Raw genomic sequence first — 16115 nt, forward strand, 5'->3', positions numbered from 1 at the left:
CTCGGAATCAGCTGCACGATTTGGCACGATTTCATACGGCTGGATCGTGCCAAATCGTGCAGCTGATCGTGGGATGCCGTCAGAGGCGGCCAGGACTGGTACGTCTTCGCATTCCTTGTTCCCGGATGAGCCCGACCGTGCATCGAAATCGCAATCGGCTGCGAATGCGGGATTCAGGTCGCGATCGGCTGCGCGATCTCGCCGAAACCCCACCATCGATTGCGATCTCAACAGCGGCGCCCGCAGCGAATCGCGATGTGAAGATCGTCGATCGCACACGCTCGGGCACTCGACTCCACTCGGGCGAGTACGTGCAGTCGAACCATCACCCGCGGTGCCGACGGCGCAAAGTCAGGTGTCGACGCAGGCCGAGAAGCACGCGTGAGTGCCGGCCGGAAGTCCCCGGGTGCGCCCGGAAGTCCCCGGACTGTGAAAATGTTCGCGCCGTTTCTGTACGAAAGCACCGTCGGTACGAAAGCACGGTCCACGCATTCCTCGAAGCTGCGCCTCGGCCGACGAGAAGGCCCCACCGGTCGTGCGGAACCGGTGGGGCCTCGTGGGTGGGGGAAGGGGAGGAGGAGTTCCTCAGGACGCGGCGGCGAGGCCCGCGGCGAGGACGCTGTCGTGCGCCTCGACGATGCGCAGCCGTGACGTCGAGCGGGTGAGGGCGACGTAGAGCTCTCCGATCCCGCGGTCGTCCCCGGCCGGGGCGATCGATGCCGGTTCGACGATGACGACGCCGTCGAACTCGAGGCCCTTCGCCTCGTACGGGGTGAGGACGGCGACCGTGTGGTCGATGCCCGCCGGGCCGAAACCGTGGTCGACGCGACCGTCCTCCCCGAACGCGTGCCCGAGCAGTTCGATGTGCTGGGGCGCTGCGATGACGGCGACCCGCCCGCCGCCGAGGATCTCGAGTTCCTCCGCCACGACCGCCGGAACGGAAGCACAGACCCGGGAGACGTCGTCGAGCCGGTCGAACACCGGCGGGTACGCACCCTCCCGAACCGAATCCGGGGCGGACAGTGCCGGGAAGTGCTCCCGCAGGAGCGCGTTCGCGAGCGACATGATCCGCCCGGGGGTGCGGTAGGACACCGTGAGCTCCTCGAGGCGGAACCGCGACCCGACGTGCGGATCGAGGACCGACCGCCAGGTGCGGGAGGCGTCCACCGCGGACGCCTGCGCGAGGTCTCCCACGAGGGTGGCGGACTTGCTCGGGACCTTGCGGAACAGCAGTCGCAACTGCATGGGGCTGAGCTCCTGGGCCTCGTCGACGACGAGGTGCCCGTACGTCCACTCGCGGTCACCGACGGCGCGTTCGGCCACCGTGAGAGCGGGACCGCCGCCCTCCCAGCGTCCTGCGAGCGACTCCGCGGTGACGGAGCTGCCGGCGAGCATGCCCTCGACCCCCATCATGTCGATGACGGACTGGGCGTACTCGAGTTCCTCGGAGTCCTTGCGGGCCCGGTTCACCTCGGCCTCGCCGAGCAGCTCGGCGAGTTCGTCGAGCAGCGGGACGTCCTCGACGGTGATCGGTGACCCCGCCTCGCGACGCAGCTCCGCCATCTCCTCGAAGGAGAGGATGCCCTCTGCCGCGGCCACGAGTTTGTGCGGCTTGGAGAAGAGCGCATCGAGGACCCCTGCCGGGGTCAGCGGCAGCCAGGCGAGGTTGACGGCGACGCGCACGTCCCGGGAGTTCCGCAGTTCGTCGATGAGTTCGGGCGTCCGGGCCTCGTCCGCCTCGACCCCCATCTGGGTCGCGAGGGCCGGGGCGAGTGCACGGAGCGTCGCATTCACGAAGGTGCTGCGGGCGACATTGTGCGGATCACCCGTGCGGCGGGCCCGTTCGCGCGCCTTCCGGAGCATGCCGCGGGTGAGGGTGAGCGTGTACTGCCCGACCCGCACCTGGCGGTCCTCCGGGAGGATGCGCTGGTAGTTCCGGACCGCTTTCGCGATGACCTGCACCATCCGGAGGTCGCCCTTCACGGCCGCCGCCGGACCGGCATCGCGCAGCGTGGTCTCCACGCCGGGAAGGAGCTGTCCCGGAGTGAGGAGCACGGCGCCGGTCTCCCCGAGCGAGGGCAGGACCTGTTCGATGTACTTGAGGAACACGGGGGAGGGGCCGACGAGGAGGACGCCGGACTTCGCGATCTTCCTCCGGTGCTGGTACAGCAGGTACGCGGCGCGGTGGAGCGCGACCGCGGTCTTGCCGGTTCCCGGACCGCCCTGGACGACGAGGACGCCCTCGAGGTCCTGCCGGATGATGCGGTCCTGTTCGGACTGGATGGTCGCGACGATGTCACCCATGCGTCCGGTGCGGTGCGCCGAGAGCGAGGCGATGAGTGCACCCTCGCCGTGCAGACTGCCGCGTTGGTCGTCGCTGAGCGCGTCGAGGTCGAGGACGTCGTCCTCGATGCCCGTGACGGTACGACGGCGGGTGGCGATGTGCCGGCGGCGGACGACACCGCCGGGGTTCGCGGCGGTCGCCCGGTAGAACGGTTCGGATGCCGGGGCGCGCCAGTCCATGAGGAGCTGGGTGCGGTCGCGGTCGGAGATCCCGATCCGCCCGATGTACGTGGTCTCCCCGGATTCGGAGTCGATCCGGCCGAAGCACAGACCTTCCTCGGCGTTGTCGAGCCGGATGAGGTCGTCCTCGTACATCGTCGCGAAGGCATCGCGTTCGGAGCGGTTCTGATGATTCCCGCCCACCTGGGTCCGGCGTACGGTCCCGAGCTTGCCCCGGGTCTCCTCCCGGATCTCGTCGAGCCGGCGGTACACCACGTCCAGGTTCTCCTGTTCGTGGTTGATCTCGGTCTGTTCGCTCACCTTCCACCTTTCGATCGGCATTCAATTATGCCGTCTCCGGCGGTGGATTCCGTGTGATCCGGCCCGGATTCCGAGAAATGTTCACGCGGTCGTCACACGATGGTCCGGTCGGCCCGGACGCGTCCCGCACCGGCGCTACCGGCGCATCCACCTCGGTCCACACCCGAGGCGCTCCGGCGGTCACAACACACCGGTCCGGGAGCCGGCCCTCCACAGGGCGACGCAGAGCCTGTCGGGTCGGCCGGAGACCGCGTCAGCGTGGAGCCATGAAGAAACTCAAGACTCTCCGGACCTCGTTCGACATCGTCGGTGCCCTGCCCCACCTCCTCGGGTTCCGTCCCCGTGACTCCCTCGTTCTCGTCACCGCCTCCCGGACGAAGGAGGGGACCGTCCTCATGGGGGCGAGCAGCCGGTGGGACTTCGACACGGCGCTCGCCGAGCGCTGGAACGACGAACACACCGCGTACGTCGTCGACACCGTCCTCACGAGCAGCCCGGACCCGCTCGATGCGATCGTCCCGGTCGTCTTCTCCGAGGTGTACGCGGTGGCGCTCGGACTCGACGGAGGCGAGGGTGACCCCGGACTGCGGGACCTCATCGATGCTCCGGTGCACGCGCTCTGCGAAGCGTTCGTCCGCGCGGGTGTGCACGTCGCGGAACCGCTGTGGGCGTCCGCGGAGTTCCACGGAAGTGTGCTCGACCCCGACGTCGTGCACACCCGTGCCACCGCGGACGAATCGCAGGCCGCAGTCTCGATGATCTTCGAGGGGTCGCAGGTCGTCGAGGACTTCGATGCGGCGGTGCGGTTCGCACCCGCGGATCTCTCCCTCGTCGACGAGGCCGCCGCCCTGCGCGGTCGCGGACACGCGGCGGAGGACCTCGTGTGGGCGGTCGTCACCGACGTCCTGCGTCTGTACGACGAGGTCGACTTTGTCCCCGGCAGGTTCCGGCCGAGCCCGCTCGGGCTCCTCGGGGTGGAGCACATGTGCGAGGAACCCTGGAGCCGGGACGCGCTCCAGATGATCCTCGGGTTCGACCATCCGGCTTTCCACCCCGAGGATCTCCGGGTGCTCTCCGCGTCCGAGTTCCTCCCGCTCGCGCGTGAGGCGGCCGGCAGCGACGAATCGGTCCGGTCCATGGTCGGGCTCTCCCCGCTGCCGCCCGACTTCGACCTGCTCGGACGGTCCGTCGACTACCTACGGAGCCTCGTGCTCCTCGTGCGGTCGGGAATCCGGCCGGCGGTTCTCGCGGTTCTCGCGTGGATGGAATGGGCGCGGATGCGGAACTCCTTCGCCGAGTGGTACGCAGCGGAGTCCCTCGCCCTCGACCCCGACTACACGCTCGCTCTCCTCGTCCGGGACGCGGTCAACGCCGGAGTGACGCCCGGCTGGGTGGCGGGGCCGGCCTGCATCCTGGGTAGAACGGGGTGACGGCGGAACGGGGCGACGGCATGCCGGTGCGACGGCAGGAGGCGGTGGTGCCGGAAGGGGGCGTCGGACCGCGGTGTGGAGTGGATGACGAAGGTCTCTCTTGCGCGAGTCGCGCAGCGGTGGTAATTCGCCTGCGTCGGAATAACGTGCCAGAATGCTGTGTTGACCCAGTCGTTCCGGACCGGGTGGGCGTGAAGTCGTCCGTGACGAGTTGTTCGCAACGAGGTACGTGCAGCGCGATGCACGTGGCGAGAAGCGCGCAGCGAGTCGGTCCGGGTTTGACTTGGGTCTTACCTGTGCCCGGCGCGCTCTGCCGGATCCGGTGGACCACCGCAAGACTCTTCCGAAAGGTGTACTCGTGCCGACAGACCAGAAGGATTCGAGCATGGCTGCTGAAACTACGACAGAGGAGTCCGCGACCTCGGCGTCCGCCTCGAAGACGACCGGTACGAGAACGACCACGAAGAAGACCGCCGCGAAGTCGACGACCGCCAAGAAGGCCACCACGACGAAGAAGGCCACCACGACGAAGAAGACCGCCGCGAAGAAGACGACCGCGGCGAAGACCACTGCCACGAAGGGCCGCCGGAAGAAGTCCGAGGATCCTGTCGCGGAGGTCATGGCGGAGGCAGCTGCACCGCCGGAGGAGGAGCCGACCGAGGAGGCCACCACCGAGAAGCCGCAGACCGAGGTCGAGGAGAAGGGCGGCTTCGTCGTCTCCGACGCCGAGGACGACGCCCCGGCCCAGCAGGTCGTGTCCGCCGGTGCCACCGCGGACCCGGTGAAGGACTACCTCAAGCAGATCGGTAAGGTCGCACTGCTCAATGCGGCCGAGGAGGTCGACCTCGCCAAGCGCATCGAGGCCGGCATGTACGCCGAGCACCTCCTCAAGGAGGGTGCGGTCACGGACTCCCGTGACGTGCGTGACTACAAGTGGATCGTCCACGACGGGCGGATCGCGAAGAACCACCTCCTCGAGGCGAACCTCCGCCTCGTGGTGTCCCTCGCGAAGCGGTACACCGGTCGTGGCATGCTCTTCCTCGACCTCATCCAGGAGGGGAACCTCGGTCTCATCCGTGCGGTCGAGAAGTTCGACTACACGAAGGGCTTCAAGTTCTCGACGTACGCGACCTGGTGGATCCGACAGGCGATCACCCGTGCGATGGCCGACCAGGCCCGCACCATCCGCATCCCGGTCCACATGGTCGAGGTCATCAACAAGCTGGCCCGCGTCCAGCGTCAGATGCTGCAGGACCTCGGTCGCGAACCCACCCCCGAGGAACTCGCGAAGGAACTCGACATGACGCCCGAGCGCGTCGTCGAGGTGCAGAAGTACGGCCGTGAGCCGATCTCCCTCCACACCCCGCTCGGTGAGGACGGGGATTCCGAGTTCGGTGACCTCATCGAGGACTCCGAGGCCGTCGTGCCCGCGGATTCTGTGAGCTTCACGCTCCTCCAGGAGCAGCTGCACTCGGTGCTCGACACCCTCTCCGAGCGGGAGGCCGGCGTCGTGTCCATGCGGTTCGGTCTCAACGACGGTCAGCCGAAGACGCTCGACGAGATCGGCAAGGTCTACGGTGTCACGCGTGAACGGATCCGCCAGATCGAAAGCAAGACGATGGCGAAGCTCCGCCATCCCTCGCGTTCGCAGGTCCTGCGCGACTACCTCGACTGAGGTCCCGCGACCTCGGCCGGGGTTCTGCACCCGAGCTCCCCGACCACGCCGAAGGGCCCCGCACTCCTCATCCCGAGGGGTGCGGGGCCCTTCGTCGTATGTGTGCGCATCCGGTGCGGCTCCTGCCCGCCGAGGCGCCGGCCCGGGTGGGGCAGGCGCCTCGGCGGGTCGGGTTCAGGCCCCGGCGGTCGGTTCTCCGCCGGTCTGCTCTCCGCCGGCGGGCGCCTCGGCGGGGGAGTCCGTGTTCGGTCCGATGACCGTGAACGCGGCGTTCTGCGAGTCGATGAACCGGCCGACCCGGCCGTGGAGCGAGTCGTGCGGCTCGGTGAGCACGGCTCCGCCGAGTTCCTGCACCCGGGGAACGAGTGCATCGACGTCGTCGACGCGCAGGTACGACTCCCAGTGGGCGGGGATGGGGAATCGAGAGTTGTCGAGCACTCCGCCGACCATCGGGCTCTGCGCGTCGGTCGTTCCGGAATCGTCCCCGGCGGCGCCGAGTGCGAAGGAGGCGTACCGGAAGTCGTCGGTGTCGCCGTCGACGGTGAACTCCCAGCCGAAGGTCCTCGCGTAGAACTCGCGCACCGTGAAGTCCTTCGTGTGCAGTTCGAACCACGCGGGGGCGCCCGTGACGTCGAGCGTCGTGAAGCCGCGCTCGTCCGGGTACTCGAGCACCCCGAAGGCCGTTCCGGCGGGGTCGGCGACGAGTGCGACACCTGCAGTGCCGTCGAACTCGGGAATCGCCATCATCGGCTGTCCGCCGGCGTCGGACACCGCGGCGACGAAATCGTCGAGCGAGCCGACACGGAAGTAGACGGACCAGAACGCCGGCTGTCCCTCGGGCGCATCCGCCGGCTGGGGGCTGATGCCCGCGACCCGGGCGCCGTCCTTGAGCGCGGTGAGGCCGAAGCCCATCGGCCCCGGTTCCGTGAATTCCCACCCGAGGAGTCCGCCGTAGAAGGCCCGAGCGGCGGTGACATCCGGCGAGCTGAGCTCGATCCAGCACGGGTGATTGTTCGGTGGGGTGAACACAGGTGTCCCAACTGTCGACTGCATGACGCGGCAAGTCTAATTGCCTCTAGTCGCCGATGAGGTACTCCTCGATCCCGGCGGAGATCGCCGAGGCGTACACGCTCCGCCCCTCGGATGATTCCATGCGCGCCGCGTCCTCGACATTGCGCATCTCCCCGCACTCGACCATCGCGGCGGGAACCGATGCGTGATTGAGGCCCGCGATGTCGCTGCGTGCGACGAGCCCGTCCTCGCCGTACGCGGGATTGGGGGAGAGGTCGGCGTCCTCGAACGCCGCGACGAGCACCTCGCCGAGGTCCGCGGAATCCGCTGCGAGGTCGGTGGCCGCCACCTCGTCGTCGAGGGGCTCGGGCACGATGACGTGGAACCCCTGCGCACTCGTGTCCTCGGTCCCGTTCGCGTGGATGCTCACGAGGAGGTCCGCGTCGTCCGCGAAGGCCCCGCGTTCGTCGACGCACGGCCCCACGCCCTCGTCGTCGTCGCGGCTGAGGACGACCGAGGCGCCGTGCTTCTCGAGCTGTTCGCGCACTTCGAGCGCGACCTCCCAGTTGAATGCGTGCTCGGCGTAGTCGGAGTTCGTCGCGGTGCCCGTCGTGTTGCAGTCCTTCGTGCCGCCGCGTCCGTCGTCGACCTGCCGGGTGATCTCGGCGCTCCCGGCGTTGCCGCCGTTGTGCCCCGGGTCGAGGGCCACCGTCCTCCCTTCGAGAGGGCGGGGCGCCTCGGTGGTGGGGGGAACGGTCCCCGGTGTGCCGGGAGTGGAGGCCGAGGCGCCGGCCGTCCGGGGATTCTCGCTCGGCCGGGTCTGCGGATCCGCCGCGCCGAGGGCGCATCCGGAGAGCACGGAGGCTAGGAGCAGGGGGAGCAGGGCGTGGGCAGGACGGAGAGGCAGCACGGCCCCAGTATTGCCCACCGGACTCCGCTGTTCCGCTCCCGGCGTGCCCCGGTGCGCCTGAACGAGTGTGTCCGTGCTTTTTCGTACACTTGTCCGAGTCCGCAATCGAAAGGTGATTCCGTGCCCCCAGCAGTTTCGACCGGAGTGTCCGTCGCCGCTTCCGCCGGTTCCGAGTACGGCGCGCGGCAGTTGTCCGTCCTCGAGGGACTCGACGCGGTCCGCAAACGCCCGGGCATGTACATCGGGTCGACGGACTCCCGGGGACTCATGCACTGCCTGTGGGAGATCATCGACAACTCCGTCGACGAGGCCCTCGCCGGGCACGGTGACGACATCGGGATCCGGCTCCACCCGGACGGTTCGGTCGAGGTGTCGGACAGCGGGCGCGGGATCCCCGTCGACACGGAGCCGAAGACCGGACTCACCGGTGTCGAGGTCGTCATGACCAAACTCCACGCAGGCGGCAAGTTCGGGGGCGGTTCCTACGCCGCGGTGGGCGGGCTCCACGGCGTCGGTGCCTCGGTGGTGAACGCCCTCTCGAGCCGCCTCGACGTCGAGGTCACCCGTGGTGGGAAGGTCCACCGGATGTCGTTCCGCCGCGGCACGCCCGGCACCTTCGACGACTCCTCCGGCACCCCCTCTCCGGACAACACCTTCACCCCGTTCGAGGGCGCCGGCGTCCTCGAGGTCGTCGGGAAGGCGAAGCGCGGGGTCACCGGCACCCGCACCCGCTACTGGGCGGATCCGCAGATCTTCCTCAAGGACGCCCAGTTCGCCTACGAGGACCTCGTGAATCGTGCCCGGCAGACGGCGTTCCTCGTGCCCGGTCTGCGCATCACCATCGACGACGACCGGGGCGTCGCCCGCGACGAGGCCGGGGAACCGATCCTCCACCGGAGGGAGGAATTCCGGTTCGAGGGCGGCATCTCCGAGTTCGTCGACCACCTCGCCCACGACGAGGCCGTCACGGACACCTGGCGACTCCGGGGCGAGGCGACGTTCACGGAGACCGTTCCGGTGCTCGACGACCACGGGCACATGGTGTCCCGGGACGTCGAGCGCGAGGTCGGCGTCGATATCGCCCTGCGGTGGGGCAAGGGCTACGACACGAAGGTGCGCAGCTTCGTCAACATCATCGCGACGCCCAAGGGCGGTACGCACCTCACCGGGTTCGAACAGTCGCTCCTCAAGACCCTCCGCAAGGTCATCGATGCCAACGCCCGTCGGCTCAAGCTCGGCAAGGACCGGATCGAGAAGGACGACGTCCTCGCCGGTCTCACCGCGGTCGTGACCGTGCGTCTGGCCGAACCGCAGTTCGAGGGGCAGACGAAGGAGGTGCTCGGGACCGCGGCCGTCCGGCAGATCGTCGCGAGGACGGTCGAGTCCGAACTCCTCACTGTCCTCGAGTCCGCGAAGAAGAGCGACAAGCTCCAGGTGAACCAGTTGCTCGAGAAGATCGTCGCGGAGATGAAGAGCAGGATCTCCGCCCGCACCCACAAGGAGAACCAGCGCCGCAAGACCGCGCTCGAATCCTCCTCACTGCCGGCGAAGCTCTACGACTGCCGCAATACGGACGTCGGCAACAGCGAACTCTTCATCGTCGAGGGCGACTCCGCGATGGGCACCGCGAAGGCGGCCCGGGATTCCGAGCACCAGGCGTTGTTCCCCATCCGCGGCAAGATCCTCAACGTGCAGAAGGCCTCCGTTGCGGACATGCTCGCGAACGCCGAGTGCTCCGCGCTCATCCAGGTGATCGGCGCCGGCGCGGGTCGGTCCTTCGACCTCGACGCCGCACGGTACGGGAAGGTCATCATCATGACCGACGCGGACGTCGACGGTGCGCACATCCGGACACTCCTCCTCACCCTCTTCTTCCGGTACATGCGTCCCCTCGTCGAGGCCGGTCGGGTGTTCGCGGCCGTGCCGCCGCTGCACCGCGTGGAGATCGTCACGGGGCGCGGCAAGCCGAACGAGATCGTCTACACGTACTCGGAGCAGGAACTCCACACGCTGCTGAAGAAACTCCAGAAGTCGAAGAAGCAGTACAAGGAGCCCATCCAGCGCTACAAGGGTCTCGGGGAGATGGACGCGGATCAGCTCGCGGAGACGACGATGGATCCCTCGATGCGTTCCCTCCGCCGGGTGACGATGGCGGATGCGGAACGTGCCGAGGAGGTCTTCGGTCTTCTCATGGGTTCGGACGTCGCACCGCGCAAGGAGTTCATCGTCGCCGGTGCCGCCGTCCTCGACGCCGACCGCATCGACGCCTGAGAGCAGCCCCACCGGCGTTCGGGCGTCGATGCCGGGTGTCAGAACAACGGCGCCACGAGCATCGCGGTGGGGGCGAGGAGCAGCACGGCCGCGGTGACGGCGCTCGTCGCGCGCACCCGCGCGGTGCGCGGCGGCAGCGGTGCGGCGAGGCGCTCGATCCGGGCCACCGTGAGGTCGTTGCGGTATTCGCCGGGGTACACCTCGGCGGTCCGGGCGATCGCACTCGAGAGCACCTCGGGGGCGACGAACCTCCGTGCGAGGTCGTCGGCCATGAGCTCGATGAGCGAGGAGACGCTGCGCAGCGCGACCGAGGTCGCCGGGAGGAAGGGCAATGCGCGGTTCCACGCGGCGAAGGGCAGAACGAGGAGCTCGTGCCGGAACAACAGATGCGCGTGTTCGTGGGTGACGACGGAGCGCCGTTCGTCCGGGGTGAGGACCGCGAGCAGCCCCGTGGAGACGACCGTCGTACCCGAGCGGCGCCCGGGGAGACAGTAGGCGACGGGTTCATCGGCGGCGAGGACCCGGGTGTTCGGGAGGTCCTCCGAGGGCTCGGTGAGGAGATCCACGAGTGCGGCGTGCCGTCTGCGGTGCCGGGAGACGTCCCGCCACTGGAGGAACAGACATCCCAGGAGCCGTGCGGAGAGTGCGACCGCCGCGACGAGAAGGATCCACTGCCACCACGCGAGAACCCGCAGACCCTCGAGGTCGAGCAGACGCGAGAACCCGGCGTGGAGATTGTCGGCGAAGGGGGCGAGTGCGAAGACGACTGCGGCACCGATGAGCGAGAGACCGCCGGCGAGGCCGACGGCCTGCCACATGAGCACCTCGGAGATCGGGTCGAGAGCGGCCCGGCCCGAGGAGTACGTGCGGGTGCGGGAGGCGAGGAGGAGGGGAACGGACCACGCCAGGACGATGGCGAGGACGAGGAGGACCGTTCCGGTGAGGACCATGAGAGGAGCCTACTGGCCGGCGGGCGGTGCGCGGGTCAGTGGCGGCGGGAACCGGACCCGAGGAGCGACCCGATGAACGCGGTGTCGGATTCGGAGACGGATCCGAGGAACCGGGCGAGGACCGCCTGACGGTCGGGTGCCTGTGCGAGGACCTCGCTCATGAGTTCGGCGACGTGATCCTCACGGGAGGTGGTCGCGAGGTACTTGTGCGGGCGCATTCCGCGGTCGCGGTGGACGAAGCCCTTCTTCTCCAGACGGGTGAGCACGGTGTGCACGGTGGTGAGCGCGAGATCACGGTCGGCGAGGGCGTCGCGCAACTGTGCGGCCGTGAGTCCGTCCGCGTCGTTCCACAGTGCGTTCATGACGGTGCGTTCGAGTTCGCCCAGGGTTTCCACTCGTTGTGTCTTTCGGTCGGGGTCCGGTCCTTGCTTCCCGCCTATTCTACGCCGTGTCGAGAAGTGCGGTGCATGGGGCACCGCACCTCACAGGGAAGTCCCCGATCGGGCCCCTCGGGTACCGCACCGGAGGCTTGCCCCGGGCCCTGGCCGGAGCCCATTCGGGGCCTGTTCCGGGTCGTCGTCCACCAGTCGGGACGAATCGTGATCACTGGCGGAATCCGATGGGAATCTCACGGCGAACACTTATTCTACGAAGCGTAGAAGTCCACGTTCCCGTGGATCTCCTTCACCCTCACCATCATTCAAGGACACGTTTCGTCCGTCGGCTCCGCGACCTCGATCGCCGGGAGCCACCACGGGCTTTCAGGAGGCACACGTGGATCCGGTACTCATCGGCCGGTGGCAATTCGGCATCACCACCGTCTACCACTTCTGGATGGTCCCCCTCACCCTGGGACTCGGTCTGCTCGTGGCCGTCATGCAGACGATGTACCACCGCACCGGCAACGAGTACTGGCTCCGGGCGACGAAGTTCTGGGGGAAGCTCTACCTCATCAACTTCATCATGGGCGTCGCGACCGGCATCGTGCAGGAATTCCAGTTCGGTATGGCCTGGTCGGAGTACTCGCGGTTCGTCGGTGACGTCTTCGGCGCGCCTCTCGCGATGGAAGCGCTCATCGCCTTCTTCCTCGAGTCGACCTTCCTCGGAATCTGGATCTTCGGCTGGGGCCGGGTCAGCAAGCGCCTGCACCTCACAGTGCTGTGGGCAGCCGTCATCGGCTCCTGGCTCTCTGCGTACTTCATCATCGTCGCGAATTCGTGGATGCAGCACCCGGTCGGGGTCGAACTCATCGACGGCCGCGCCGTCATGACGGACGTGTGGGCGGTCCTCACGAACAACACCGCACTCGCGGCGTACTCGCACACCCTCGCCGGTTCGGTCGCAGTGGGCGCCGGCTTCATGCTCGGCATCGCCTGGCACCACCTGTGGCGTCGCCGCAAGGACGGGATCGACACCGTCGACGCGAACGGACGTGTCGTCGTCGGGGAGGCCGCCGACGTGCCCGGGCGTGACAAGGCCGACCACACCGTGTGGTGGAAGTCCCTCCGAATCGCCGGCTGGGTCGCCGTCGCCGCGTTCCTCGCGGTCGCCGTCACCGGTGACATCCAGGCGAAGCTCATGTACGAGCAGCAGCCGATGAAGATGGCCTCGGCCGAGGCGGCCTGCCACGACGGGACCGCGTTCTCCGTCCTCACCTTCGGTGACGTGGGATCGAACTCCTGCGACGACGTCGTCCCGGCACTCGAGGTGCCAGGTCTCCTGTCCTTCCTCGCGAAGGGCGACTTCACGACCGAGGTCCCGGGCGTCACGACCCTCATCGAGGAGTACGAGGAGCAGTACGGCACCACCCTCCCCGAGGGTGAGATGTACGGCGAGTACTCCGGGCAGGAGATCGACTACCAGCCCTCGATGATCGTCACCTACTGGGGCTTCCGCCTCATGATCGGCTTCGGTGTCCTCGCCGCCGGCTTCGCCGCCGTCGCCCTGTGGCTCTCCCGCAAGGGCACGGTGCCCGAGAGCAAGGCACTCTCCCGCCTCGCGCTGTGGAGCATCACCGCTCCGTTCATCGCGAACACCGCCGGCTGGGTCTTCACGGAGATGGGCCGTCAGCCCTTCGTCGTCGCTCCGAACCCGGACCCGTCCGGAATCGACGGGGTGTGGCTGTTCACCGCGTCCGCGATCTCCCCGACCCTCACCCCGGGCGAGCTGCTGTTCTCGCTCATCAGTCTCACGCTCGTGTACGGCGCACTCATGGTGGTCGAACTGAAACTCATCATGAAGTACGCCCGCGGCGGTGTCGTGTCCGCGATGCCGGAACTCGACACGAAGAACTACACGCCCACCGTCGACGGCAGCGACGACGACGTCCTCTCCTTCGCGTACTAAAAGGAACGAATCATGATGGAACTCCTCCCGACGATCTGGTTCATCCTCATCGGCGTCCTCTGGCTCGGGTACCTCTTCCTCGAGGGCTTCGACCTCGGCGTCGGCATGCTGAGCGCGTTCTACACGAAGGACGAACGCGAACGCCGCGTCCTCATCAACACGATCGGCCCGGTCTGGGACGGGAACGAGGTGTGGCTGCTCACCGCCGGTGGTGCGACCTTCGCGGCCTTCCCGTTCTGGTATGCCTCACTCTTCTCCGCGCTCTACCTGCCACTCACCCTCGCCCTGCTCGCGCTCATCTTCCGGGCGGTCGCGATGGAGTACCGCGGGAAGGGCCACACCCAGCGGTGGCGGTCGTTCTGGTCGTGGGCACTCGGCCTCGGCTCCGGCCTCGCGGCGTTCTGCGTGGGAGCGATGCTCGCCCTCACGACGACCGGGCTGCCGCTCAACGCGAACGGCGACAACATCGGCGGTCCCTTCGCCTGGCTCACGGTGCCGGCCGTCATCGGCGGACTCGGTGTCGTCGGATTCACCTGGCTGCACGGTCTGCTCTTCGTCTCCCTCAAGACCGACGGACCGGTCCGGCAGAGGGCCCGCCGGACCGCCGCCCGTTGGGCTCCCGTCCTGCTCCTGCCGCTCGTCGTGTGGGTCGTCTGGGTGCAGGTCCTCCACGGCTCCTGGTGGGGCTGGGGCATCATCGCCCTCGCCGCCGTGAGCATGGTGGTCATGTGGATGCTCGTCATGCGCGACGCGGAGAAGCCGGCGTTCTTTGCCCAGGCCGGATTCCTCGTCCTCGGCGTCCTCGCGGTGTTCGCGAACATGTACCCGCTCGTCCTGCCCTCGACGATCGATCCGGAGTTCTCCCTCACGGTCGCGAACGCGTCCTCGAGCGGCTACACCCTCGGCGTCATGCTCGTCGTCGCGTGCATCTTCGTCCCGATCGTGCTCGCCTACCAGATCTGGAGCTACACGGTGTTCGCGAAGCGCCTCAAGGTGGAGCACATCCCGACCGCGCACGAGGTGCCGGTCGCCATCCGCGGCTACCAGGGTTCGGCACTCTGATCCCGCGGACGCCACAGTCCGATCGGCTCCGTTCCACGGATGCCGGCCACCGCCTCGGCCGTCGGCCCCACCACTAGGGTGGAGGTCGGCGGCCGAGGGGCGTCCTCCCGGGGTCGCCTCCGTCACCGCGGTGCCCCGCCGGGCACCGTGCAGGCGGACCCCTTCCGACAGTTCCTCTCCCTCGTCCTCCAGGTGGTGGCCCTCCGTGGCTCGCAGGAATTCCCCCGTCTCCATCGCTCTCGCCTCCGACGCCGGGCGCCGGGCCCTCTGGGTCCTCGGCCTCATCGCCGTCGGCAAGGCCCTCGGTCTCGTTCTCGTCGCCGACGGACTCTCCCGCGGGATCGTCGACCTCTTCGGCGGCGTCCACGACGCGGGGACCATGGCAGCGATCGCCGTCGCCGCACTCGGCGCTCTCGTGCGGGCCCTGTGTGCCTGGGCCTCGAGCACGACCGGGGCCCGCGCCGCGGTCAGGGTACGGGAGGCGACCCGGGAGGGTCTCGTCGCCCGGGTGCTCTCCGGTTCGGGCCGGGACACCGGGATGTCCGACGGTGCGCTCACACTCCTGGCCACCCGGTCCCTCGACGACTTCGACGACTACTTCACGAAGGTCCTCCCGGCCCTCACGACGACCGCGGCGATCCCCGCACTCCTCGTCGCCCGCATCCTCGTCGCCGACTGGGTGAGTGCGCTCGTCCTCGTCCTCACCCTGCCGCTCGTCCCGATCTTCATGATCCTCATCGGCACCTACACCGCCGATCGCGTCGACCACGCACAGACCGCTCTCGACCGCCTCTCGACCCATCTCGTCGAGCTCGCCCGCGGGTTGCCGGTGCTCGTCGGCCTCGGGCGGGTGCGGGCCCAGACGGCGGCGCTGCGCCGGGTCACCCGCACCTACCGGGACACGACGATGCAGACACTCCGCGTCGCGTTCCTCAGTGCACTCGCGCTCGAACTGCTCTCGACGATCTCGGTCGCGGTCGTTGCGGTCTTCATCGGCGTCCGCCTCGTCCACGGCGGCATGGAACTCCAGGACGGACTCTTCGCCCTCGTTCTCGCCCCCGAGTGCTTCCTGCCGCTGCGGCGCCTCGGGGCCGCGTTCCACTCGACCGAGAACGGCATGCGTGCCTTCCGTCGGGCGAAGGACGTCACGGACGCCCCGGTGGCGCCGCCCCTCGTGCAGAACGCGGGCCCCTCGGCGCCGGGATTCTCCTTCGCGGACCTCACGGTCGCCTATCCCGGTCGCGAGGGCGCGGCCCTCGAGGGGTTCACCGGCTCGACCGGTCCCGGCCTCACGGTGCTCCGCGGGGCCTCGGGTGCGGGGAAGTCGACGCTCCTCGGCGTGCTCACCGGGCTCGTCCGGCAGGAGAACGACCAGGTGGTGACGGGCACCGTCACGGGGCCCACCGCGCTCGCCCACTCCTCCCAGGCCCCCCGGACCTCCGAGGAGACGATCGGCGAGGAGCTCGCGCTCCACGTCGGGGACCCGCAGGCCCGCGAGGCCGCCCTCGCGGCTGCCGGTCTCGACCTGCCGCCGTCCACCCCGTGTGCCGAACTGAGCCCGGGGGAGCTCCGGCGCCTCGCCCTCGCACGCGCCTTCGGACGCGTTCTCGACGGCACCGCCGAGGCGCTTCTCGTCG

The 16115-nt window shown here is 68.7% G+C and carries 11 protein-coding genes; 6 read left to right on the plus strand and 5 right to left on the minus strand.

Annotated features, from left to right (window positions below):
* Nucleotides 1-585: 585 nt before the first annotated feature.
* Nucleotides 586-2823, minus strand: a complete 2238-nt coding sequence (locus ABD172_RS07455; protein WP_344308367.1) for a HelD family protein — start codon at nt 2821-2823, stop codon at nt 586-588.
* 266 nt (nt 2824-3089) lie between these two features.
* On the opposite strand from ABD172_RS07455, the gene ABD172_RS07460 reads away from it, so the two are divergent.
* Nucleotides 3090-4253, plus strand: coding sequence for a DUF4192 family protein (locus ABD172_RS07460; protein ID WP_344308369.1), 1164 nt, complete (start codon nt 3090-3092; stop codon nt 4251-4253).
* Between the two features lie 322 nt (nt 4254-4575).
* Complete coding sequence (locus ABD172_RS07465; RefSeq protein WP_425546664.1) at nt 4576-5928, plus strand: RNA polymerase sigma factor; 1353 nt, start codon at nt 4576-4578, stop codon at nt 5926-5928.
* A gap of 174 nt (nt 5929-6102) precedes the next feature.
* Here ABD172_RS07465 and ABD172_RS07470 read toward each other — a convergent pair whose 3' ends face one another.
* Entirely contained in the window at nt 6103-6981 is an 879-nt protein-coding gene (locus tag ABD172_RS07470) for a VOC family protein (protein ID WP_344308373.1), read from the minus strand.
* A 22-nt stretch (nt 6982-7003) separates the two neighbouring features.
* Nucleotides 7004-7849 carry an N-acetylmuramoyl-L-alanine amidase gene (locus ABD172_RS07475; RefSeq protein WP_344308375.1) on the minus strand — a complete coding sequence of 282 codons (846 nt, stop codon included), beginning with the start codon at nt 7847-7849 and terminating at the stop codon, nt 7004-7006.
* Between the two features lie 120 nt (nt 7850-7969).
* On the opposite strand from ABD172_RS07475, the gene ABD172_RS07480 reads away from it, so the two are divergent.
* Nucleotides 7970-10120 (plus strand): DNA gyrase/topoisomerase IV subunit B, encoded by a 2151-nt coding sequence (locus tag ABD172_RS07480; RefSeq protein ID WP_344308377.1) that lies wholly within the window; start codon nt 7970-7972, stop codon nt 10118-10120.
* 38 nt (nt 10121-10158) lie between these two features.
* On the opposite strand, the gene ABD172_RS07485 is transcribed toward ABD172_RS07480, so the two are convergent.
* The gene (locus ABD172_RS07485; protein WP_344308378.1) at nt 10159-11070 is read right to left on the minus strand and encodes a M56 family metallopeptidase; all 912 of its coding nucleotides are present in this window, start codon (nt 11068-11070) and stop codon (nt 10159-10161) included.
* Nucleotides 11071-11105: 35 nt separating this feature from the next.
* Entirely contained in the window at nt 11106-11465 is a 360-nt protein-coding gene (locus ABD172_RS07490) for a BlaI/MecI/CopY family transcriptional regulator (RefSeq protein ID WP_344308380.1), read from the minus strand.
* Nucleotides 11466-11844: 379 nt separating this feature from the next.
* Between ABD172_RS07490 and ABD172_RS07495 the strand changes: the two genes are divergently transcribed.
* From ABD172_RS07495 to ABD172_RS07505, 3 genes are all read left to right on the plus strand, one after another.
* The gene (locus ABD172_RS07495) at nt 11845-13416 is read left to right on the plus strand and encodes a cytochrome ubiquinol oxidase subunit I (protein WP_344308382.1); all 1572 of its coding nucleotides are present in this window, start codon (nt 11845-11847) and stop codon (nt 13414-13416) included.
* A 15-nt stretch (nt 13417-13431) separates the two neighbouring features.
* Nucleotides 13432-14478, plus strand: a complete 1047-nt coding sequence (gene cydB, locus ABD172_RS07500; RefSeq protein ID WP_344308530.1) for a cytochrome d ubiquinol oxidase subunit II — start codon at nt 13432-13434, stop codon at nt 14476-14478.
* Between the two features lie 205 nt (nt 14479-14683).
* Nucleotides 14684-16115, plus strand: a 1432-nt coding sequence (locus tag ABD172_RS07505; RefSeq protein WP_344308384.1) for an ABC transporter transmembrane domain-containing protein, incomplete at its 3' end; no start/stop codon positions are given.

Source organism: Brevibacterium samyangense, assembly GCF_039529845.1.
Classification (GTDB): domain Bacteria; phylum Actinomycetota; class Actinomycetes; order Actinomycetales; family Brevibacteriaceae; genus Brevibacterium; species Brevibacterium samyangense.